This window comes from Roseovarius sp. CAU 1744 (genome assembly GCF_039839345.1).
In the GTDB taxonomy this organism is placed as follows: domain Bacteria; phylum Pseudomonadota; class Alphaproteobacteria; order Rhodobacterales; family Rhodobacteraceae; genus Roseovarius.
This window is the reverse complement of record NZ_JBDOQV010000007.1, coordinates 101,913-121,214: the sequence shown is the minus strand read 5'-3', so window position 1 is coordinate 121,214 and position 19,302 is coordinate 101,913. Positions and strand designations below refer to the sequence as shown.

Genomic DNA, 19,302 nt, shown 5'->3' with positions numbered 1-19,302 from the left:
GGCTAACTTTGAAGTTGGGAGACCACGGTGATTCAGAAATTCCTTGGAGCGTTCATTGCCGCACTCGCAAGTGCGCTCGTCCTGTCCGGACCTGTCGCTGCGACGCCCGCCAAGGAGGCCCCATGGCTTCCAGAGGCGGCGGCCTACCGGTTGACTCTCTTCCTCGCGAATCTCGAACCGCTGCCCTGGGATGACGTCGGGACCGCCTGGGCCGAATCCTACCGGGGTTCGGAATTCGCTGTCGGTGCATTGGCTTGGCTGAACGGCAGCAGCGACATTGGACCCGCGCCCCTTCTGAACGCCATAACTCGCAAGGACCGCCAGGCGGTCTTCGCCGAGGCGACGCGGCTGATAGCGCGCAGGATCGACGAGGAACTGGACCGGGCAGTCATGGCCGACGACCCTGCACGTGCACAGCAGGCCGTGCGGACAGCTCGAGAACTCTATCGCGCATTCGCGGACGGTATCGCGGCTGCTGATCCCGACGCTTCGAGACGCATCGGCCTCGCCTGGCTGGAACTCAACAGCAGCACAGGCTCCGCCGGTGTTCTTGGTGCTGGTGCCACACCCGCGAGTCGCAAAACCATGGAAGCCGCGCGCGAAGTCATCTCCGGCTATCTCGCCGAGAATTACCTCGTTGACGATTTCGCGCCCCGCCGGACGCTGAGCGCGCTGCCGGAAACTGTTGTCCTAAGTGGCCGCACCATCGAGGTGCCGCCAAGCCTGCCGCCGGGGTCTGACATGTTCGATCAGGATCCGCTGCCGCGCCTCGTCCTCAATTTCGAGGAGCAGGGCATCGACGAGACCGACCTGCCTTTGGTGGCATATGGCGACATGTTGTTCGACAGCGCGCAAATCTTTGGCAATCCGGCGCAGGACCTCGGGGTCGCTTGTTCGACCTGTCACAACCGCTCGGACGTCAACCAGCGGCTTTTCATTCCGGGTGCGAGCCATCAGCCAGGCGCGATCGATGTCGATGGCGCCTTCTTCAATCCGATCTTCAATGACCGGCGCGATGATCCGATTGACATCCCCAGCCTCCGTGGCCTGCGTTTCACCGGGCCCTACGGCCGCGATGGCCGCTTCGCCTCCTTGCGTGATTTCACCCGCAACGTCATCGTCAACGAGTTCGGCGGCGATGAACCGACGCCCTTCATGCTGGATGCTCTGCTCGCCTACATGCTCGAATTCGACTTCCTGCCCAACTCCATGCTGACACCGGATGGTCAGCTGACCGAAGCCGCTCCCGAGGCCGCGCAGCGCGGCGAAGCGATCTTCAATACGCCCTTCGCGGCGCTCGGCGACCGTTCCTGCGCCAGCTGCCACGTCCCGGACACGAACTTCCTGGACCGGCAGGCCCATGATATCGGCTCGGTTGCGTCGGCCTACGATGGCGCCCGCACCGGTGCGATGGATACACCCACGCTGCTCGGCACGGCCTACACCGCACCCTATTTCCATGACGGATCTCTGCCGACGCTGGCCGCTGTCGTGGACTGGTTCGACGAATCGAAAGCGCTCGGGCTGACCGCGGCGGAGAGGGCTGACCTGACGGCCTATCTGGAGACCGTGGGCGCAGCGGATGAGCCCTATGAGGCATTCGACGCCGAGAACACCGCCTTCCGGCTGGCATTCTCCGAACTGACGACATTCGCCTCGACGCTCAATACGTTGCTGCCACAGAGGGATGCGGAGCACATTCTGCTGCTGACCGACACCGTCGCCGCGGACCTTTCGGCGGACGCCAGCACAATGTCGAACTTGGCTGCGCGGCCCGAGGTCTACGCGTTGGCCGAGCGGCTGGCCGAGGTCGGTGCCGCCGTGCGCGGTGAAGACTGGGTGGCCGCCGAAGCCAGTTGGACCGCGTTCAAGTCCGAAGCCGACGCAATCGAAGAGAGGGCATTCTGATGGCAATCCATCTGAATCGCAGAACGATGTTGGCACTGGCCGGTGCGGGCGCAGTATCGCTCGCAACCCCGTTGGCCGCGCAGGACACTGCGTTGCGGCTGGCTTTCATCCCGCAGGAGAACCCCGAGAAGCTTCTGGGCGACATTGAAGCCATCACCGGCTGGCTGGCTAGTGAGATCGACGTCCCCGTCGAAGGGTTTGTTACCATCGACCATGCGGCAGCGGTCGAGGCGCTGCGCAATGGCGACGCGGATATCTCCTTCATGGGCGCCCTGCCTTTCGTCCTGGCCGAGGCCGAGATCGGTGCCGTGCCACTCCTGTCCGAGGTCTACCGCGACGCGCCGAGCTACACGGGTCGCATCTTCGTCCGGCGCGATAGTGGCATCGCAGGGCTTGCCGACCTGCGCGGGCGCGACATCGCCTTTGCCGATCCGATCTCGGAATCTGGCTATCTCTATCCGCTCGCCGAATTCGTCGAGGCTGGGCTGATCGACGGTCCGGGCGCGGCGGAGGCATTCTTCGGCCGCGTCTTCTTCGCAGGCGGCTATCAGCAGGCCATGCAGGCGATGGCCGAAGGTCTGGTCGATGCCGCGGGTGCCAGCCAGTATGCGGACCTGCTCCTGACGCCGCAGCAGCAGGCACAGGTGACATGGATCGCGGAAAGCCCGCCAATCCCGAGCCATGTCGTGATCGCGCGACCCGGGTTGGATGCCGAGGTGCAAGACCGCTTCACCAACGCGATGCTGCAGCTCAACGAACCTGAGAACCGCGACAAGCTGCGCTATCTCTACGGGCCGGACGGCTATGTCAGGGCCGACTCCGCCGCCTATGGCGGCGTGCGCGACATGGCACGGCGATATGGGCTCCTGGAATGAACATTGCGATCCGGATCGACGACCTGAACTTTGCCCATCCGGGCGGGAGTGTTCCGGCGCTGGAGCGGGTCTCGCTTACAATTTCGACCGGCGAAAGCGTCGCTTTGCTCGGCCCGTCCGGGGCAGGAAAAACAACGCTGCTGGCATTGCTCGACGGCAGGCTTCAGGGCTGGCGCGGGCGCGTTTCAGTCTTGGGTGCGCCGCTCGATCCCGACCAACCGCCGCCGCGCGCAAGCCGACCTGATACCGGTTTCGTGTTTCAGGAATTCGCCTTGGTCGAACGCTCCACGGTTCTGCGCAACGTGCTGAACGGCCGCCTAGGCCGGATGGCGCCCCTGCGCGCCCTGCTGGGGTCGCCAACGCCACATGATCTCGACATTGCGCGCACAGCCCTCACCGATTGCGGCATTGCCGATCTCGCCGAACGCCGGGTCGACAGTCTCAGCGGCGGCCAGCGGCAGCGCGTGGCCATTGCGCGGTGTCTCGCGCAGGAGCCACGGCTGATCCTCGCCGACGAGCCGGTGAGCAACCTCGACCCCACCCGCGCTGGGGAGGTCTTGGCGCTGCTGACCGGGGCGGCGCAAGCGCGCGGCGCAACGGCGCTGTTTTCCTCGCACCAGCCCGACCTGGCGCGGCGTTTCGCGCAGCGCATCATCGGCATTCGTGGCGGGCGGATTGCCTTCGATGTGCCGGCCTCCGAGTTGAACGAGGATGCGACAGCGGAGCTCTATCGGGCGGTTGAGCCAATCCCCGGTATCGGCCTCAGGGCGGTGTCCTGATGGCGTTCCGCGGGTTTGGCGGCTTTACGACGAGTGGTCTGATCGCCGCCGCGATCCTGTGGTCCTTCGCCACGACCGATGTCGAGTTGTCGCGTCTCATGTCGGCCGGCCCGCGCATTGCCGATTTCCTCGGTCGGATGTTTCCGCCTGACCCGACGGTGATGGCCGAGATCAAGAAGGGCAGCGCGGAAACGCTGCGGATCGCGATCCTCGGCACCCTCGGTGCTGTGATCCTGTCCGTTCCCCTCGGCATTCTCGCGTCTGAGACGATGGTATCGCCTGCGGTGTTCCGGCCGATCCGAACGCTGCTTGCTTTCATCCGGGCGATTCCGCTGATCCTCGTGGCCATGCTCATGGTGGGCGCTGTCGGGCTCGGGCCGTTGCCCGGCATCATCGCGGTCGCCTTTCATGCCACCGGGATGCTCGCCAAGTTCTATGCCGAGGCGATCGACGGCGTGTCCCGCGCGCCGATCGCCGCACTGGAAAGCGCGGGCGCCGGGCCGCTCGTGCGGCTCAGATACGCGATCTGGCCGCAGATGGCGCCGGTCGTCGCCCGCGACACGATTTTCCGGTTCGAGTTGAACCTGCGCGAGTCGCTGATCCTCGGCATTGTCGGCGCGGGCGGGATCGGTTTTTACATCCAGACCTACGTGCGCTCTTTCCAGTATGACAAGGCGGCCAGCGTCACGATTGCCGTCGTCGTCATGGTCATCGCCATCGAAGCTATCAACGTTGCGCTGCGCCGTCGTTTTGCCTGACCATCAGGTATAGATGTCGATCGGTGTCCCGTCCCGCACCATGGCGTAGATATCCTCGATCTGCCGGTCGGTGACGGAGATGCAGCCCGCGGTCCAGTCGCGTTTGTTCATCGGGTCGATCCCCTTGCGGGGCCCCCCGTGGATGAAAATGTCGCCACCCGGCGATTTTCCTTGCGCCTCCGCGAACGCGATGTCGGCCTCATTGGGATATGAGATGCCGATGGAGAGGTGGAAGAGGCTGTCCGGGTTGCGCCGGTCAATCGCGTAGGAGCCCTCCGGCGTGCGGCCGTCTCCTTCGAACTGCTTGTGGCCTTCGGGCGCGAAGCCCAATCCGATGGGATAGGTCCGCAAGACATCATCCGCCCCGTCCAGAACCAGCAGCCGCTGCGCCTTGTACATACGCAGCCGGGTCACTTCGGGACCGTTGTAGGACCGGAACTTGCCGGCACAGCCTGACAGGAAGACGCCCAATCCGCCCAACAGCAAGACCCGCCGTGGAATTCTGGTATTCATCACCGCTCGACGCCCCTTTTGCGAGGTCTGGTTGATGTCAGACGTTACTCTACCGAAACCGCCGGATCAATGACCGTGCGCCAGTGCTCCCTTCGCCATCTGCTCGCCCACCGGTTCTCCGCCTGAAGGCCCGGCCTCAACCTGATGGCCGTTCAGGAGCCGAAGTGCGTTGGCGACCACCAGCAGAGACACGCCTACATCCGCAGCAATGGCGCCCCACATTGAGGCCATGCCGAACGCGGTCAGCCCGACGAACAGCGCCTTGGTCGCCAGCGATATGCCGATATTCTGGTGGATGATCGTCATGGCACGGCGCGAATGGCCGATAAGCCAGGGTACCTTGCCGATGTCGTCGGTCATCAGCGCGATGTCGGCCGTCTCGATCGCGGCATCCGATCCGACAGCGCCCATGGCGATGGCATAATGCGCCCGCGCCATGGCCGGTGCGTCATTCACACCGTCGCCGATCATCGCCACCATGTCGTGGCTTTCGACGAGTTCCTCAATGGCCGTCACCTTGTCTTCTGGCAAAAGTTCGGCGCGCACCTCGTCGATGCCGACTTCGGCTGCCACCGCGCGCGCGGTGCGTTCGTTGTCGCCCGTCAACATCACGATGGTCTTCACACCCTGCGCATGCAGGCGGGCAACGATCCCCTTTGCATCTGGGCGGATGCGGTCGCGAAGCTCCAGTACGCCGGTCACGCCGGTCTCGTCACCCACGGCAACGAGGGTGCTCCCTGCCCCTTCGATCCGATCCCGCAGATCCGCCGGAATGGCATTGCCGAACCCCTTCTCTTCGGCGAAGCGATCCGAGCCGAGCCAGATAACGCGCCCGTCGGCGCGTCCTTCCAGACCGCGCCCGGGCACGGTGCGGGTGTCCTCTGCGGCAGACACGGAAACACCATCGGCTTCGGCGCGCGAGAGGATGGCGCGTGCCAGCGGGTGTGAAGACCGCGCCTCCAGGCTTGCTGCCAGCGCCATGAGATCGCGTGCGGAAACGCCGACCAGTGGGTGAACCGCCGCCACCTCAGGCTCGCCCATGGTGATCGTCCCGGTCTTGTCCATCGCCAGTGCCGTGGTCCGCCCCGGCGCCTCGACATAGGCGCCGCCCTTGATGAGCACCCCCGCCCGTGCCGACGCGGTCAGCGCCGCCACGATGGAGACCGGCGTAGAAATGACCAGCGCGCAAGGACATGCGATGACCAGAAGGACCAGAGCATTGTAGAACCAGTAGTCCCAGGCGCCGCCGAGCAGCAGTGGCGGCACCAGCGCGATGGCGATCGCCAAAGCCATCACGATGGGTGTGTAGATGCGCGCGAACTTGGCCACCCACTGTTCGACCGGCGCGCGGCGGGCATGGGCATCGCCCACCATACGAATGATTTTCGCGAGCACCGTGTCCGAGGCGGCCTTCGTCGCCCGCACCGTCAGTGTGCCCTCCCCGTTGATCGTGCCGGCATAGACCTCGTCGCCGGGTTCCTTGGGCACTAGCGCGCTTTCCCCAGTAATTGGGGCCTGATCGACGGCCCCTGCCCCGTCCACGACCTCACCGTCGAGGGGGATCCGGTCGCCGCCGCGCACGATAAACCTTGCATTGACTGCCACGGCCGCGGCCGGAACGTCGGATTCAGATCCGTCGTCGTAAAGAACCCGCGCCGTTGGCGGCGCCAGATCGAGGAGAGATGAAACCGCGTTGCGTGCGCGACCGACACTCCAGCTCTCAAGATAGAGCGACAAAGAGAAGAAAAACGCGACCGTCGCGGCCTCGAAGAATTCGCCGAGCCCGATGGCTCCTGCAACGGCCACCACCATCAGTAGGTTCATGTCTGGTGAAAGTCGCCGCGCCGAAGACCATGCCTTGGGCGCAACCAGCCAGACCCCAAAGAGGATCGCGACGGCGAAGATCCCTGCTTCCGCCATAGGCATAGGCACCTCGCCATGCCCCGCAAAGAGCCCGAGCGCGCCGCCCATGCCGGTCTCGACAATGTGAAAAAGGAATCCCGCCGCCCAGAAGCCGCCGCTCAACGAGGTAAAGCGCTTCTGACGTGCCAGATGCGCGGCCTGATCCTCTGCTGCATTGTCGGCGTCCCACGGTTTTGCGCTCATGCCGGTACTCGCGACCAGTTGCGAAACCTCGTTGTCCGAAATCCTGTCTGCGGTATCCAGAATCGTCATCCGACCATTGATGACATCGAACGCCAGATGCTCAGTCCCGCCGACTTTTGGACCGACCACCCTATTCAGGATTGCCACCTCTTCGGCACAATCCAGACCGGAGACTTGAAAATTTCGTCCATTCGAGGGGATGGCTTGTGCCAATTCCGTGTTGGCTCCAGCACCGCAGCACGCAGCACCTTCTCCATGAGAGTGGGAAACTCCGCTCGCATGTTTGTGATCATCACCATGATCGTGACTGCAGTCAGAGCTGTGCTTGTGGTCGTGGCGGTGGCCATTGGAAGACATGGGATTGACCTCGGGATTCGTTCATTCCACATTGAAATAACCCCTACAGTAACTAGAGCTTCAAGAGCTAAAACAAAAATTTGGTCAAGTAAGGACACAGACCTGCGGAACCTTGAAACGCGCCGCTAAGTCTGAAGACGCGGCTGACCTGCCAAAGAGTGAGATAGATATGCTTCAAAAATATGCGGTGATCATGGTTGCAACATTGGCCCTGGCTGGCTGCGCGGTGCCTTCTAAGGAAGACAACGATCCATTCAGGATCGGCAATGTTCCAGAATCTGTCGCAGCCCTCGCTGCACCCGACCAGGATCTCATCACGGCACGGCTACGTCCCGAAGATAATTGCTATTGGTATGCCCATAGTGGGCCGGTGGAAACGACCTTGGTCCCGTTGCGATCGGCAGGCGGCAATCCCATCTGCGTCGCGCGCCAATCCTGATTGACGCGTCCAAGCGTCGGATTGACGGCGCGGCTTGGGTCAACTCTGCGGAGTCACGCTGTCCTCGGCCGAATATAGGAACGCCGTCGAGCCAATCTCCACATTCGGATACAGATCGTTTATGTGCGCCATGACCATCCGGACGCAACCGGAACTGGCTCGGCCGCCGATGCTTCGCGGCTGTGGTGTACCGTGGATGCGCAGATAGGTGTCTCGGTCCCCGACATAGAGATAAAGCGCCCGTGACCCGAGCGCGTTCTCAGGTCCGGGTTCCATACCGTCAGCGATGTCGGCGTAGAGCTCCGGGTCGCGGTCAATCATGTTCTGTGTTGGCTGCCAATGCGGCCACCTGACCTTGCGCTTGATCGTGTAGACGCCTGGCTCATAAAGTTTGCCACGAGCAATCGCTACGCCATAGCGCATCGCCGTGCCGCCTTCCTCGATATGGTAAAGATAGCGCGCGACAGCATCGACATGGATGTCACCGGCCACAAGACCATCTTTAGTTATAACCCGCTGCGGCAGAAAGCGCGGGTGCAGGCCCCACGGGTTTGATGTGGCTGGGTTATAGCCCGGCGGTGTAATCTGTGCATCCCAAGCCGCCTTTTCCGCTTCAGTGGGCCAGGTGTCAGCGAGGAGCGGACTCGAGATAGACGCCGAGAACAATGCGGCAGTCGTCTGGATGAAGTGTCGTCTTGTCAGCATATAGATTGCTCCGTTCACGCATTGGACGGCAAACCGAACCTTACCCCGAACGCAGTGTTGTTCGCCCGGGAAAGAGTGAGGCGTTATTGGCAACTTGCTCCATGGTGCCGTTCTATGTCGGTGGCTTAACTCCTAAAGCTACTAGAGGTTCAAGAGAAATTTTGATGCCAGACGATCTCGGTAATACTTCGGGCCCGTTCGTTTCTTTATCAGTCTAAGCGCTGTCACGATCTGTGGGGTGAAACCAGGCTACTGCCACGATGCCGGGCCTCGTCTTGATCTTCGCTTCAATTGTGATCCTTAACTCGCTATGCCGAGCAGTTAAATTGAGCGCTTTCAATAATGGGTCTTTTCAACACGTTTGGCAGCAAGCCCCATATAAAATTTTGCCTCACGCGGAAGTGGTCGTGATGACGTGCATTGGGATATTATCGTTCACGCTTCGCGATAATTGTCACAAGCCCCAACACCTTCTGCGACCACATCAAGCAGGGCGTCTACATCATTTAAAAGAGCTGCTATGCGCGGACTGCTGATCCGGTAGCGAATGAAGCGCCCATCGCGGTCGCTGGCGACAAGTCCGCAATCCAGAAGGCATCGCAAATGATTTGACACGTTGGGCTGCGATAGCCCTGTGCGTTTGACGATCTCGTGAACAACCAACGGTCCTTCACACAGCACGCCCAGTATCGCCAGTCGGCTCGGGTCGGCAAGACCGCGAAAGAGCTTTGCCCTACGCTCGATGCCAGCGGCCGCAGCATTGCGGTCGGCGAAGACTTGCATCATATCACTCCTTGCTGATATGTTTGAACTTGATCCACTTTAGCAGGAGTATTGCACCGATGGCCAACACCGAAAGCACCGGATCGACAGCAGATACGCCGCCCCTCCGTTACCGGGTTTCCGGAATGGATTGCGCCAAGGATGCCGCCCAGATCGAGCGGGCGGCGCAGTCTGCGGGTGTCGCGCCCGACGCAGTGAAAGTATCAGCGGCGACCCATATCATGACTCTGAAAGTCCCTGAAGCAAGCCTGCCGGAGATTGAAAAAGCCGTTGAGACAACGGGATATGGGTTCGACCGCATCGAGAGCGACGAGGACCTTCAGCAAAGTGCGGCCCATCAGGACCCGGGCTACCGCCGCGCGCTCTGGATCGTCGTGATTCTAAATGTCGGTTACGGCGTTCTGGAAATGATTGGTGGGTTTATTGCCGGGTCACAGGCGGTGAAGGCCGACGCGCTGGATTTCATCGGCGATGGCGCGATCACCTTCCTCGGCCTGCTGGCCATCGGTTGGAGTCTTCTCTGGCGGGCGCGGTCGGCCCTGATCCAAGGCATCTTCCTTGCCCTGCTCGGTCTTGGCGTCTTTGGGACAACCATCATGCGGGCATTCGAGCCGACAACCCCAGACGCCACGCTGATGGGGCTTCTGGGCCTGATTGCTCTTGTGATCAATATCATCTCCGTGCTGCCGTTGCTGCATTACCGGAAGGGGGACGCGAACATGCGTGCCGTCTGGCTGTTCTCGCGCAACGACGCCATTGGCAATGCGGCAGTCGTTGTCGCGGCCGGTCTGGTGGTTTGGCTGGGCAGCGCTTGGCCCGACCTCATTGTCGCCTTCGGCATCGCCGGGTTATTCCTGCATTCTTCCTGGTCGATCATCCGCGACGCGCGGTCCGATCTGAAGGCGGCGGCATGAACAACCGCGTTCTGGGTGGGCTCTGTGCGATTGCAGCTTTCGGTTTCGATCAGGGCACCAAGGCGCTTGCCCTGAACACCCCGGCGCTTGAACATGGGGTCGAGGTTCTGCCCTTTCTCAATCTCGTGCGGGTTTTGAACGATGGGGTCAGCTTCGGTATGCTCGGCGGGGTCGTACCCTGGTGGGGTCTGGTCGCACTTGCTGCCGTGGTCGTGGCATGGCTGCTGATCTGGCTGTGGAAGGCTCCGGACAGGCTGACAGGTGCGGCGCTCGGTCTGATCATCGGAGGCGCGCTTGGCAATATCCTTGATCGTCTGCGCTATCAGGCCGTCCCTGACTTTCTCGACTTCCATTACGGGTCATACCACTGGCCGTCCTTCAACTTGGCTGACGTGGCGATCTTTTGTGGGGCAGCATTGCTGTTCTGGGACAGCTTTCGCACCTCGAAAGTCAGGCCGGAAAATCGGGAACAAGACAATCGCAAGGGAGATGTCACGGGGGGATAACAGCTAACAGGCAAAGAACTTTGGGAGGGAATTCGGCTTGAGATTTTTGGATTGGATTGACCGTGGCATTCGCGGCATCGGCGTCGTGACTGCGTGGCTGACAGTTGTTTCGATTGCTGCTTATGGCGCGCTTCAGATGCTGGATCGCAAGCTACAACTTGGCGTGTCGAGCTATTTGCCGGACCTGTCCACGTCACTGCTGTTCATCCTAATTTTCTTGACCTTTGGGTATACCTATCTGCGCGACGGTCACGTGCGCGTTGATGTTCTTCGCAGACATTGGTCCGCCCGCCGCATTGCTTGGATCGAACTGATTGGCGGCCTTTTTGTCCTTCTGCCGCTCGCCGCCATCCTGACCTACTACGGATGGGACGGTTTGATGCGCACCACGAAATACGCGGAAACCCAGTTGTGGGCACAACGCATTGCCGGGGTCATCGGCCCCATCCTGCTGGCTCTTGCCGGGATGATCGTAGCCCTTCGCAACATCGCCTTTCTGACAGGGAGACGTGCGCAAGGTGCACCGGAACAAGCAAGCGGCCTGCACAATGGTGAATGAGGTCCTCACGGTTGCCATGCTTGTCGTGATGGCGATTGGGGTTTTCAGTGGCTTTCCGGTGGCGCTGGTGCTCGCGGGGACAGGCTTCTTGGGGTTTGTCGCTGCGGTTTGGGTGGGGATCACTGATTTTCAGCATCTGGGGCTGATCTACCTGAGGGCCCGTGGTGTACTGACCAATGAATCAGTCCAATTCACCAGCGTTCCAATGTTGATTTTTCTTGGCCTGATCCTGAATGCCAGCGGGATTGCCGAAACCATGTTTCGCTTGCTGGGGCGTCTTCTGACAGGCGTTCCCGGTCGCTACGCCATTGCGACTTTGCTGATCGGCCTCGTTCTTGCGCCCGCCGCCGGGGTGATCGGTGCTTCCGTCATAACTGTGGCGTTGGTGGCCTATGCCCCGATGATGGCGTCGGGCTACGCACCGCGAACCGCAGGAGGCGCTGTCGCAGCTTCTGGAGCATTGGGTGTCGTGTTCCCGCCAGCCGTGATGCTGTTCTTCATCTCGAACGTGTTCTATCTGCGCATCGGATTGATGTATGTGGCCCTCATCGTACCTGTGCTTCTGATGGTCATGGCCTTCGCGGTCTACTTTGCGGTCACCTTGAGAAAAACGGTCGAAATCCCGCTGGACACACCCAAGACCAATCTTGTGTCAGACCTCTTGTTTGTACTCGCGTCTGTCGCGGTCATCGCATCCATTCCGCTCAGCATCATTCTGGGCTTTGCGACACTAACAGAGGCGGCTGGAGTAGGGGTTTTTGGCGCGCTATTGGTCGCGCTGGCGCGAAAGCGCTTGTCTTTCTCATCGTTGAACTCTGTCACGGTGCAGACAAGCACGATGACGTCGATGGTCTACTTCATCGTATTGGGCGCATCGGTATTCTCGCTGAGTTTCCACCTGGTCGGTGGACCGGACGTCATCTTCGAGTGGATATCCGCATTCGATCTCACCCGGTGGGAACTGTTGGCGATCCTCCTTGGCGTGATCATCATACTTGGGTTTGTTTTTGACTGGATCGAGGTGCTGCTGGTCTTTGTACCAGTGTTGATGCCGATCTTTTCGGAACTCGACTTCGCAGATCACGTCGGCTCTGCCTACTTTGCGCAAATCTGGATCGCTGGCCTGATAGCACTGGCCTTGCAGACGTCTTTTCTGACGCCTCCCTTCGGCTATGCCCTATTCTTTGCCAAGATGGCGGCACCGAAGGGTATCAACCTTTCCGATATCTATCGCGGCGCGGTACCGCTTGTCGCCATCGAGATCGTATTGATCGCAGCCCTGATCTCGTTCCCTCAGCTTATCACTTGGTTGCCTGAAATGTCCCTTGGGGATGTGGATGCGCCGCAGCTAATCCAGCGGTGAAAGATGTTTTGAGCGCGGATGCAGTGATTTCCTTCGAAGCGGCACTGCTCTTTCGGGGCCACTTCCGCACCGCGAACAGAAAGGCTGAACGGGGCCTGAGCACGGGAAAGCAAACAGGAGGATAACGAATGTCCAGCATACCATCCGCAGAGGGCTTTGACAGCACACTCACCCTGCTGCGAAATCCGTATGGATTCATCTCTCAGACCTGCCGCGCGCTCGACACAGATCTGTTTGAAACCCGCATCCTCCTTCAAAAGACGATCTGCATGACCGGGTCGGCGGCTGCGGAAGTATTCTATTCCGACGATAAGCTGATCCGCGCGGGCTCGATGCCAGGCCGCATACAGAAGACCCTGTTGGGTGAAGGCGGCATTCAGGGATTGGACGGCGCTGCCCACCAGCACCGCAAGAAGATGTTCATGTCGCTGATGGGGACCGAGCATATAGCCGCGCTTCAGGGAATGTCGCTTCACATGCTAGACAATTATGCACCGGATTGGGAGGCGAGGAACGAAGTCGTTTTCTACGACAAAGTGCGCGAAATGCTCACGAGAGCCGTTTGCGCCTGGTGTGGGGTTCCGCTTCCCGAGGCGGAGGTGGCGACCCGAACGGCGCAACTTACAGCGCTTTTTGAGGACGCCGGGGCCATCGGCCCGAAACATTGGGCTGCACGTCTGGCGCGCCACCGCCTGGAAAAATGGGCAGCGGGGATGATTCAACAGGTCCGCGATGGCGAGCTTCAGCCGACGCAGGAAAGCGCCCTTCATGTCATCGCGACGTGGCGTGATCTTGACGGCGCGATACTGCCCCCGAAAGTCGCCGCCGTGGAGTTGTTGAACGTCTTGCGTCCGACCGTGGCGGTGTCTGTATTCATCGTGCAGACGGCGCACGCCCTGTACAGGTACCCAGAATGGCAGGAGAAACTGCGGAACGACGAAGGACTGCTCGAACCCTTCGTTCAGGAGGTCCGCCGCCTCTATCCATTCTTTCCTGCGGTCGCGGCACGAGTCAAAAGTACTTTCGAGTGGCAAGGGTATCGCTTTCCCAAAGGACACCGGGTTCTGCTGGACCTCTATGGTACGAACACCGATCGGCGTTCATGGGATGCGCCACTTGAGTTTCGGCCCGAACGGTTTCGGGGCCGCGCCGAAAACCCCTACGACTTCATTCCACAGGGCGGCGGCAACCACTACACGAACCACCGCTGCCCGGGTGAATGGATCGCGATCAGTCAGATGAAGGCGTTTTGCAGGTATCTTGTGAACGACATCGACTACGATGTGCCGGATCAGGATTTGGAGCTTGACCCAGGAGAGCTGCCATCACTGCCCCAGAACCGGTTCATCATGCGCAACGTCAGGCGTCGGCAGTAGCTTCGGCCTCACCCGGCCCGACCGACCGCGCATCCTTCGTGGCCTCGAACGCCTCCCACGCAACGTAGGGCACGATCAGAAGCGCCGCGACCGGATCGGCCCACCACCAGCCCATCCATTGCGTCAGACCGATTCCGGCCAACACCACAATGGTCTGGTATTCGCAGATCATGGTATCCTTGGCATCGTATTTCAGGGCGGGTGAATCGAGCCGCTTGCCGTAGCGATACTTGCCCCAGGCCAATAGCGGATTGACCACTAAAGAGACAAACAGGATCGCGATCCCCCACCAATTGAAGCCCGGTGCCTCCTGCGAGATGAAGGCGGACACCGCCTCGTAGAGGATCGCGGCGACGACGATCCAGAAAGCACAGGCGACCACATAGAGCGCGACCTTCTTGCGATGCAGGACCGTGCGCTTGTCGCCACCGTCCTTCTCGGCCTTCAAGCGCCAGATCAGCGTCCCGGCTGAGGTGGCTTCGACCGTGCTGTCGAAACCCCAACTCACTAGTGCGGCGCTGCCGGTCAGAAGTCCAACGGTGACGGATACGACGACCTCGATCAGATTGTAGACAAGGCTGGCGATCTCGACGCGGATGCCGCGTGTCAGATTGGTTTGTCTATCATTTTTCTGCTTGCTCATGATGCGGTAACCCCTGATATATTCTATAAGTTCCCGCCGAGAGTTGGTTACCTTGTCATCAGTATCTCGCCATTTGGAAGCCGACATTGTTCTCCTTCTAAGCTGCCTCAATAAAGGCGAGCTTGCCCCTCATACATGAAAACAAAGGGTTTCGGACCTTTCGCGTAGCCGGTGTCGAGCCGCTCCATGCGGAAGCCGTTCTGTTCGACCAGAGTGTCTGTCTGGCGGTCAAGGTGACAGTTTCCGGCACAACGTTTCCAGGCAAGCGTGAGCCAGCGCTGCCAACGCTGGACGCTGGGTTCCGGCGCTGTTCCATGCTCGACGAAGCGGAAGACGCCGTCAGGTTTGAGAACGCGCTGGATCTCGGCCAGCACCTTCTCCGGTTCCGACACGCTGCAGAGCGTCCAGGTAGCAATCACGCAGTCAACGCTGCGATCTTCCAGCGGCAATGCTTCGGCCACGCCCTCGATCATCTCCGTTGTCGGTGTCAAGCCCTGAGAAGCCTCCGCGGCCTGATTAAGGAGTTCTGGTGAAGGGTCCACACCGACGATCTGATCCACGGCGTCGGGGTAGAGCGCGAGGTTCAGGCCCGAGCCGATCCCGATCTCCAGCACGCGCCCCTTCGCACCTGAGACTGCGCGCCTTCGGTAGGGAAGAAGCTGTTCCTGACCCATGGTGAGATGCGTGAGGCCCGGAAGGATGTGTTTTTCGTAGAACCGCATGAGCTGTTATCCTATTCGTCCAAGAACCGGAAACGCATCAAGCATCCAGTACGACAACGCGCTCAACTGTCCCGTCATCATCGCCACGCCCATGAGGATCATGACGACGCCCGCAATCTGGTGAAGGCGACGGCCGACCCGGCCGATGGCGCGGAGCCGGCCCGCGATCTGATCGGTGAAACCGGCAACGATCAGAAATGGTATCCCGAGGCCAGCGGAATAGACGGCAAGGAGCATGACGCCTTCGCCCATCGTGGCGCTGGCCGCGCTGGTTGTCAGGATCGCGCCAAGAATTGGGCCGATACACGGAGTCCAGCCGAAACCGAAGGCAAGCCCGAGGACATAGGACGCAGCGGGTTGGCCCCCGGGGATGTTGAGATTGAATCGGAAGTCGCGTTCCATGACCGAAACACGCGCGGCCCCGATCATGAAAAGCCCGAAGACAATGATGATGCCGCCCCCAACGAGGTTGAGTTCATACCGCCACTGAAGCAGGGCCTGACCCAATGCTGTCGCGGATGCGCCAAGCCCCATGAAAATGGTGGAGAAGCCGAGGACAAAACACAGGCTCAGCCAGACCGCGCGCGACGGCGAGGCCGCAGCCGCCCCGCCTTCAGCGGCTGTGCGCCCGGCCACGTAAGAGACATATCCTGGCACAAGAGGCAGCACGCAGGGAGACAGAAACGATATCGTACCGGCCAAGAGCGCGGCGGTGAGCCCCAGAAGCGAGATATCTACCATGAACCACGTTCACCCCTGAATAGCTTGCGCAAGGGCACTCTTGTGGCAGCCCAATATGCCAGGGTCGGGACGATGATCCATTGCAGCAGGGGCGTGAGACCGGCGTCGATGACGGGGACCACCGGCATGATGTCGCGATAGGCCCAGGCCGCCCGGATCACGATGTTCAACCACTCGCTGAAGATCGTGTAGGAGACGCCCAGGGCCACCGCCAGAAGCAGGACGCGCCCTGCGCGTTCCGACGGCCATGCGTGCACCCCGACAAGAAACAGGGCGAGCAGGAGCGTGCTCATGGCGATTAACAGATCTCCGCCGGTGCAGTGGACGACAGCGAACACAATTTCTCCCCAGGTGCCTTCGACCCAGATCGTGTAGAGCGGAATATGTGCCATTTCCCAGATCAGATGACCGACAGCGGTATAGACAATGTATCGGCGGATGACGGAGAGCCACCCGGTGTCGTTCATCTCAGTGGTTTCGGTATTCGCTGTCATGCCGGGGGTCCGTTCTTCGATTAATGTGCGTTTGTCAGGCCGTTGACGTACAGGATCATGTTGATGTGCCGGAAAGCGGAACCCGCAAAGACCCCGGAATGGCGGTTGCCGCGCGCGATAACATGCACAAGCGGAGCCTCGGGATCTGGCACAATCGCGCGATACTGATCGATCAGATTCTCCATCGGCTCTTCTGCGCGAGCAATGACCACGTTCTCGGCAATCGGTCCGGGAACCGGATCACTGGCGTCGGTCACCACAAGGAAGGTCACCATGTCCAGCATGGGAGATGCATTCACTCCGCCCCTCACCTTTTCAAGAAGTGCCTGCTGATCAGCACAGGGCAACCCGCAGTTGGACGGGACGAAACTAAGAACGACGACCTGATCGGAGAGGCTTTCCAAGTCCAACGGTTTTCCGTCAGCGTCGACCAGATTCAACGTCGGCAATTCGTTGAGGTCAACGGCAGTGAAAGCAGGTTCTTTTTGTGCCATCACCTCGTCAAGACGGTCGCCAGGATGATCTGCGTAGGCCGGGCGGCCCGCGACGAGGGCTATCAGCAGGAGTATGTTTTTCATGACTGTTACTCCTGCGGTCCCATTGCGCCCGGCCCGAGAACCGGGACGCTGATTTCCATTCGGGCACCCGATGCGAATGTCAGGATCAATGGCAAATCGGTGCCTTCTTCGAGTTTTTCCGACAGGCCCATCAGCATCAGATGCATGCTGCCGGGCGCGAGGGTCACTGGTTCTCCGGAGGGCAGGTCCAAGGCGACGACCTCAACCATTCGGCTAACATCATCGCCGCCGGTCTCGACGGCGTGAATGGTGACGTTTCCAGCGATCGGCGTCGTGATTGCGACCAGTTGATCACTTTGATTGCTCGTGAGCGTGAGATAGGCCGCAGCCGGACGCGAGGCGAGGATGCTCGCGCGGGCCCAACCGTCCGATATCGTTACATCGGCCGATGCGAAAAATGGCCAGAGAGTTAGCGCGGTTGCAAGTGTCGTAATTTTCATTTGGCAAGTTCCATTGTTTATAGCTTTTTGCGGATTTCCTGCGCCAGCGCCTCGGGCGGTTGGCCGCCTTCCTGATAGACCGCCTCAAATTCGCCACCGGGCCGCATGAGGTATATGTGCCCGGCATGCGCCATGAAATAACCGTCCGGCGCGCTGTCGTCCTCGGTCCGCTCGTACCATGTGCGGAAATTTCTGGTGGCCTCGGCAACCTGCGCTTCGGTTCCGGTCAGGCCGATCAGGCTCGGATGAAAGACTGATACATATTCCGCCATGACCGGCACTGTGTCGCGTTCCGGATCGACCGTGATGAAGATCGGCGCCACCTGGTCCGCATCTTTGCCGAGCAGGTCCAGCACGCTGGCCATATATGCCAGTGTCGTCGGGCAAACATCGGGGCAGTTGGTGAAACCGAAGAAAACAAGCTGCCAGCGGTCGGCGTAGTCAGCCTGTGTCACCTCTTGTCCGGTGTGATCTATCAGTGAAAATTCGGATCGAATATCCGCCTCACCCGAATAGCGGACGGCCTTCGATCGGTTGCCAAGATAGTTATCCAAAGCCCAAAAGATCGCTAGCCCAGCGAGCGCAACAGCTATCGTGCTCCACAATATGGATCTCAGGAGCCGCGATTTCGGAGGGGTTTCACCGGGTTCAATCGACATCTTCGGCCTCCGAAATCAGCGCCTGAAGATCGGCCTTTTCCAACAATCCAGGAAGAAGTGTTTCCCCGATCAGAAACGTCGGCGTGCCGGATATTCCAAGCTGCCGTGCGAGATCGTGAGACTTTGCGATATGGGCATCGACTTCAGGCGCGTCCATGTCTGCCTGCAACTGGTCGTAGTCCAGCCCCGCCTGCTCAGCGGCCCTTCTTATAAAGACGGTATTGGCGCGCGGATGTGCCATCAGCGCCTCGTGAAATGCTTCGAACTTGTTCTGTTTTATCGCCGCCAGCGACGCTCGAGCCGCCAGTTCGGAGTCGGGTCCGAGAATTGGCCATTCCCGCATGATGATGCGCAAGTCCGGGTTCTCCTCTATCAATTCGAAAAGGACCGGGGCCGCGCGTCGGCAATAGGGGCAGTTGTAGTCGAAGAATTCGACAAGCACGATGTCGCCCTCAGGATTGCCCATCACGCCGGTGTTTCCGTCCGCAAGCAGGAGGTCACCCACGCGCGCAATAGCAGCATGTTGTTCGGCCTCGGCTTGTGCCTGAGCCTCTTCCTCGAAGGCCAAGAGCGTATCCACTAGAACTTCCGGGTTCTCGCGGATCGTTTGCAGGATCAAGGCTTTGATGGCCTCTTGCTCAACCTGGTCGAGCGGCGTCGATTGCTGGGCCAGCGACGTCGTGGGCGCAGAGATCAGCGCCCAAAGCAAAACTCCAAGCATTTGGTGGGTAGTTTTGAATGTCATCTCGATTTTCCGCGCCTTCTCGCCGGGGGCATCAGCCCCCGGCGATGGCTGTTCAGCCCTTGTCGGTCGAAGGGGCGGTTTCATTCTTGGAGTTGTTCATTGCCTCCATCATCTCGGTGCAGGCCTCCATCATCGGGCCCATTTTCTGCATCATCTTCATCATGGGCATCATGCCGTCCATGCCGGACATATCGCCGTTCATCATGTTGCCGGCCATGCCGCTCTCACCGTCCATCATCTGGCCGGACAAACCGGTGTTGTCCTGGGCAACCACGCCGGTGGCCAAAAGTGTGGACACGGCAGTCGCCATGCTCAGGTTCTTGAAAAGTGTCATTAAGT

General features: G+C 60.3%; 23 protein-coding genes. 10 read left to right on the top strand and 13 right to left on the bottom strand.

Features of this window, described 5'->3' with window-relative positions; all coding sequences use genetic code 11:
- The first annotated feature begins 27 nt into the window (after window positions 1-27).
- From AAFO92_RS15300 to phnE, 4 genes are read left to right on the top strand one after another with little or no spacing between them, the layout of a single operon-like run.
- Window positions 28-1,908, top strand: coding sequence for a cytochrome c peroxidase (locus tag AAFO92_RS15300; protein ID WP_085818094.1), 1,881 nt, complete (start codon window positions 28-30; stop codon window positions 1,906-1,908).
- Complete coding sequence (locus AAFO92_RS15295) at window positions 1,908-2,783, top strand: phosphate/phosphite/phosphonate ABC transporter substrate-binding protein (protein WP_027263693.1); 876 nt, start codon at window positions 1,908-1,910, stop codon at window positions 2,781-2,783. Before AAFO92_RS15300 ends, AAFO92_RS15295 begins: the two co-directional genes overlap by 1 nt.
- Complete coding sequence (locus AAFO92_RS15290; protein WP_085818093.1) at window positions 2,780-3,562, top strand: ATP-binding cassette domain-containing protein; 783 nt, start codon at window positions 2,780-2,782, stop codon at window positions 3,560-3,562. Before AAFO92_RS15295 ends, AAFO92_RS15290 begins: the two co-directional genes overlap by 4 nt.
- Complete coding sequence (gene phnE, locus AAFO92_RS15285; RefSeq protein ID WP_085818092.1) at window positions 3,562-4,320, top strand: phosphonate ABC transporter, permease protein PhnE; 759 nt, start codon at window positions 3,562-3,564, stop codon at window positions 4,318-4,320. The genes AAFO92_RS15290 and phnE overlap by 1 nt, the downstream gene beginning before the upstream one ends.
- A gap of 3 nt (window positions 4,321-4,323) precedes the next feature.
- Here the strand turns inward: phnE and AAFO92_RS15280 are convergent, their stop codons facing one another.
- The gene (locus tag AAFO92_RS15280; RefSeq protein WP_121143694.1) at window positions 4,324-4,836 is read right to left on the bottom strand and encodes a L,D-transpeptidase family protein; all 513 of its coding nucleotides are present in this window, start codon (window positions 4,834-4,836) and stop codon (window positions 4,324-4,326) included.
- Between the two features lie 63 nt (window positions 4,837-4,899).
- Window positions 4,900-7,086: a cation-translocating P-type ATPase gene (locus AAFO92_RS15275; protein WP_085818090.1), complete on the bottom strand. Its 2,187-nt coding sequence runs from the start codon at window positions 7,084-7,086 to the stop codon at window positions 4,900-4,902.
- Window positions 7,087-7,465: 379 nt separating this feature from the next.
- Between AAFO92_RS15275 and AAFO92_RS15270 the strand changes: the two genes are divergently transcribed.
- Window positions 7,466-7,735: a hypothetical protein gene (locus AAFO92_RS15270; protein ID WP_005613342.1), complete on the top strand. Its 270-nt coding sequence runs from the start codon at window positions 7,466-7,468 to the stop codon at window positions 7,733-7,735.
- 39 nt (window positions 7,736-7,774) lie between these two features.
- On the opposite strand, the gene AAFO92_RS15265 is transcribed toward AAFO92_RS15270, so the two are convergent.
- Window positions 7,775-8,440: a L,D-transpeptidase gene (locus AAFO92_RS15265; RefSeq protein WP_005613343.1), complete on the bottom strand. Its 666-nt coding sequence runs from the start codon at window positions 8,438-8,440 to the stop codon at window positions 7,775-7,777.
- Window positions 8,441-8,875: 435 nt separating this feature from the next.
- Entirely contained in the window at window positions 8,876-9,226 is a 351-nt protein-coding gene (locus AAFO92_RS15260) for a metalloregulator ArsR/SmtB family transcription factor (RefSeq protein ID WP_005613345.1), read from the bottom strand.
- 56 nt (window positions 9,227-9,282) lie between these two features.
- Here AAFO92_RS15260 and AAFO92_RS15255 point away from each other — a divergent pair, with 56 nt between their 5' ends.
- From AAFO92_RS15255 to AAFO92_RS15235, 5 genes are all read left to right on the top strand, one after another.
- Window positions 9,283-10,137 (top strand): cation transporter, encoded by an 855-nt coding sequence (locus tag AAFO92_RS15255; RefSeq protein ID WP_085818089.1) that lies wholly within the window; start codon window positions 9,283-9,285, stop codon window positions 10,135-10,137.
- Complete coding sequence (gene lspA, locus AAFO92_RS15250; RefSeq protein ID WP_036050142.1) at window positions 10,134-10,643, top strand: signal peptidase II; 510 nt, start codon at window positions 10,134-10,136, stop codon at window positions 10,641-10,643. Before AAFO92_RS15255 ends, lspA begins: the two co-directional genes overlap by 4 nt.
- A gap of 37 nt (window positions 10,644-10,680) precedes the next feature.
- The gene (locus tag AAFO92_RS15245; RefSeq protein ID WP_232279250.1) at window positions 10,681-11,202 is read left to right on the top strand and encodes a TRAP transporter small permease subunit; all 522 of its coding nucleotides are present in this window, start codon (window positions 10,681-10,683) and stop codon (window positions 11,200-11,202) included.
- Window positions 11,153-12,565: a TRAP transporter large permease subunit gene (locus AAFO92_RS15240; protein ID WP_235868762.1), complete on the top strand. Its 1,413-nt coding sequence runs from the start codon at window positions 11,153-11,155 to the stop codon at window positions 12,563-12,565. Before AAFO92_RS15245 ends, AAFO92_RS15240 begins: the two co-directional genes overlap by 50 nt.
- A gap of 128 nt (window positions 12,566-12,693) precedes the next feature.
- A complete protein-coding gene (locus AAFO92_RS15235; RefSeq protein WP_085818087.1) occupies window positions 12,694-13,941 on the top strand; it encodes a cytochrome P450 in 1,248 nt (415 codons plus the stop codon).
- Here AAFO92_RS15235 and AAFO92_RS15230 read toward each other — a convergent pair.
- The 9 genes from AAFO92_RS15230 to AAFO92_RS15190 form a co-directional block, all read right to left on the bottom strand.
- Complete coding sequence (locus tag AAFO92_RS15230; protein ID WP_175543425.1) at window positions 13,925-14,584, bottom strand: cation diffusion facilitator family transporter; 660 nt, start codon at window positions 14,582-14,584, stop codon at window positions 13,925-13,927. The two genes, AAFO92_RS15235 and AAFO92_RS15230, sit on opposite strands and share 17 nt — an antisense overlap.
- Before the next feature lie 107 nt (window positions 14,585-14,691).
- Entirely contained in the window at window positions 14,692-15,306 is a 615-nt protein-coding gene (locus AAFO92_RS15225; RefSeq protein WP_005613352.1) for a class I SAM-dependent methyltransferase, read from the bottom strand.
- A 6-nt stretch (window positions 15,307-15,312) separates the two neighbouring features.
- Window positions 15,313-16,047: a cytochrome c biogenesis protein CcdA gene (locus AAFO92_RS15220; RefSeq protein ID WP_027263685.1), complete on the bottom strand. Its 735-nt coding sequence runs from the start codon at window positions 16,045-16,047 to the stop codon at window positions 15,313-15,315.
- Window positions 16,041-16,541: a hypothetical protein gene (locus AAFO92_RS15215; RefSeq protein WP_027263684.1), complete on the bottom strand. Its 501-nt coding sequence runs from the start codon at window positions 16,539-16,541 to the stop codon at window positions 16,041-16,043. The genes AAFO92_RS15220 and AAFO92_RS15215 overlap by 7 nt, the downstream gene beginning before the upstream one ends.
- A gap of 20 nt (window positions 16,542-16,561) precedes the next feature.
- Window positions 16,562-17,119, bottom strand: a complete 558-nt coding sequence (locus AAFO92_RS15210; RefSeq protein ID WP_027263683.1) for a cytochrome-c oxidase — start codon at window positions 17,117-17,119, stop codon at window positions 16,562-16,564.
- A gap of 5 nt (window positions 17,120-17,124) precedes the next feature.
- Window positions 17,125-17,559 carry a copper chaperone PCu(A)C gene (locus AAFO92_RS15205; RefSeq protein ID WP_009824510.1) on the bottom strand — a complete coding sequence of 145 codons (435 nt, stop codon included), beginning with the start codon at window positions 17,557-17,559 and terminating at the stop codon, window positions 17,125-17,127.
- A gap of 17 nt (window positions 17,560-17,576) precedes the next feature.
- On the bottom strand, window positions 17,577-18,218 hold the full coding sequence (locus AAFO92_RS15200) for an SCO family protein (RefSeq protein WP_027263682.1): 642 nt from the start codon (window positions 18,216-18,218) through the stop codon (window positions 17,577-17,579).
- Window positions 18,208-19,047, bottom strand: a complete 840-nt coding sequence (locus AAFO92_RS15195; RefSeq protein ID WP_245962846.1) for a DsbA family protein — start codon at window positions 19,045-19,047, stop codon at window positions 18,208-18,210. Before AAFO92_RS15195 ends, AAFO92_RS15200 begins: the two co-directional genes overlap by 11 nt.
- On the bottom strand, window positions 19,016-19,297 hold the full coding sequence (locus AAFO92_RS15190) for a hypothetical protein (protein WP_027263680.1): 282 nt from the start codon (window positions 19,295-19,297) through the stop codon (window positions 19,016-19,018). The genes AAFO92_RS15195 and AAFO92_RS15190 overlap by 32 nt, the downstream gene beginning before the upstream one ends.
- Between the last annotated feature and the right edge of the window lie 5 nt (window positions 19,298-19,302).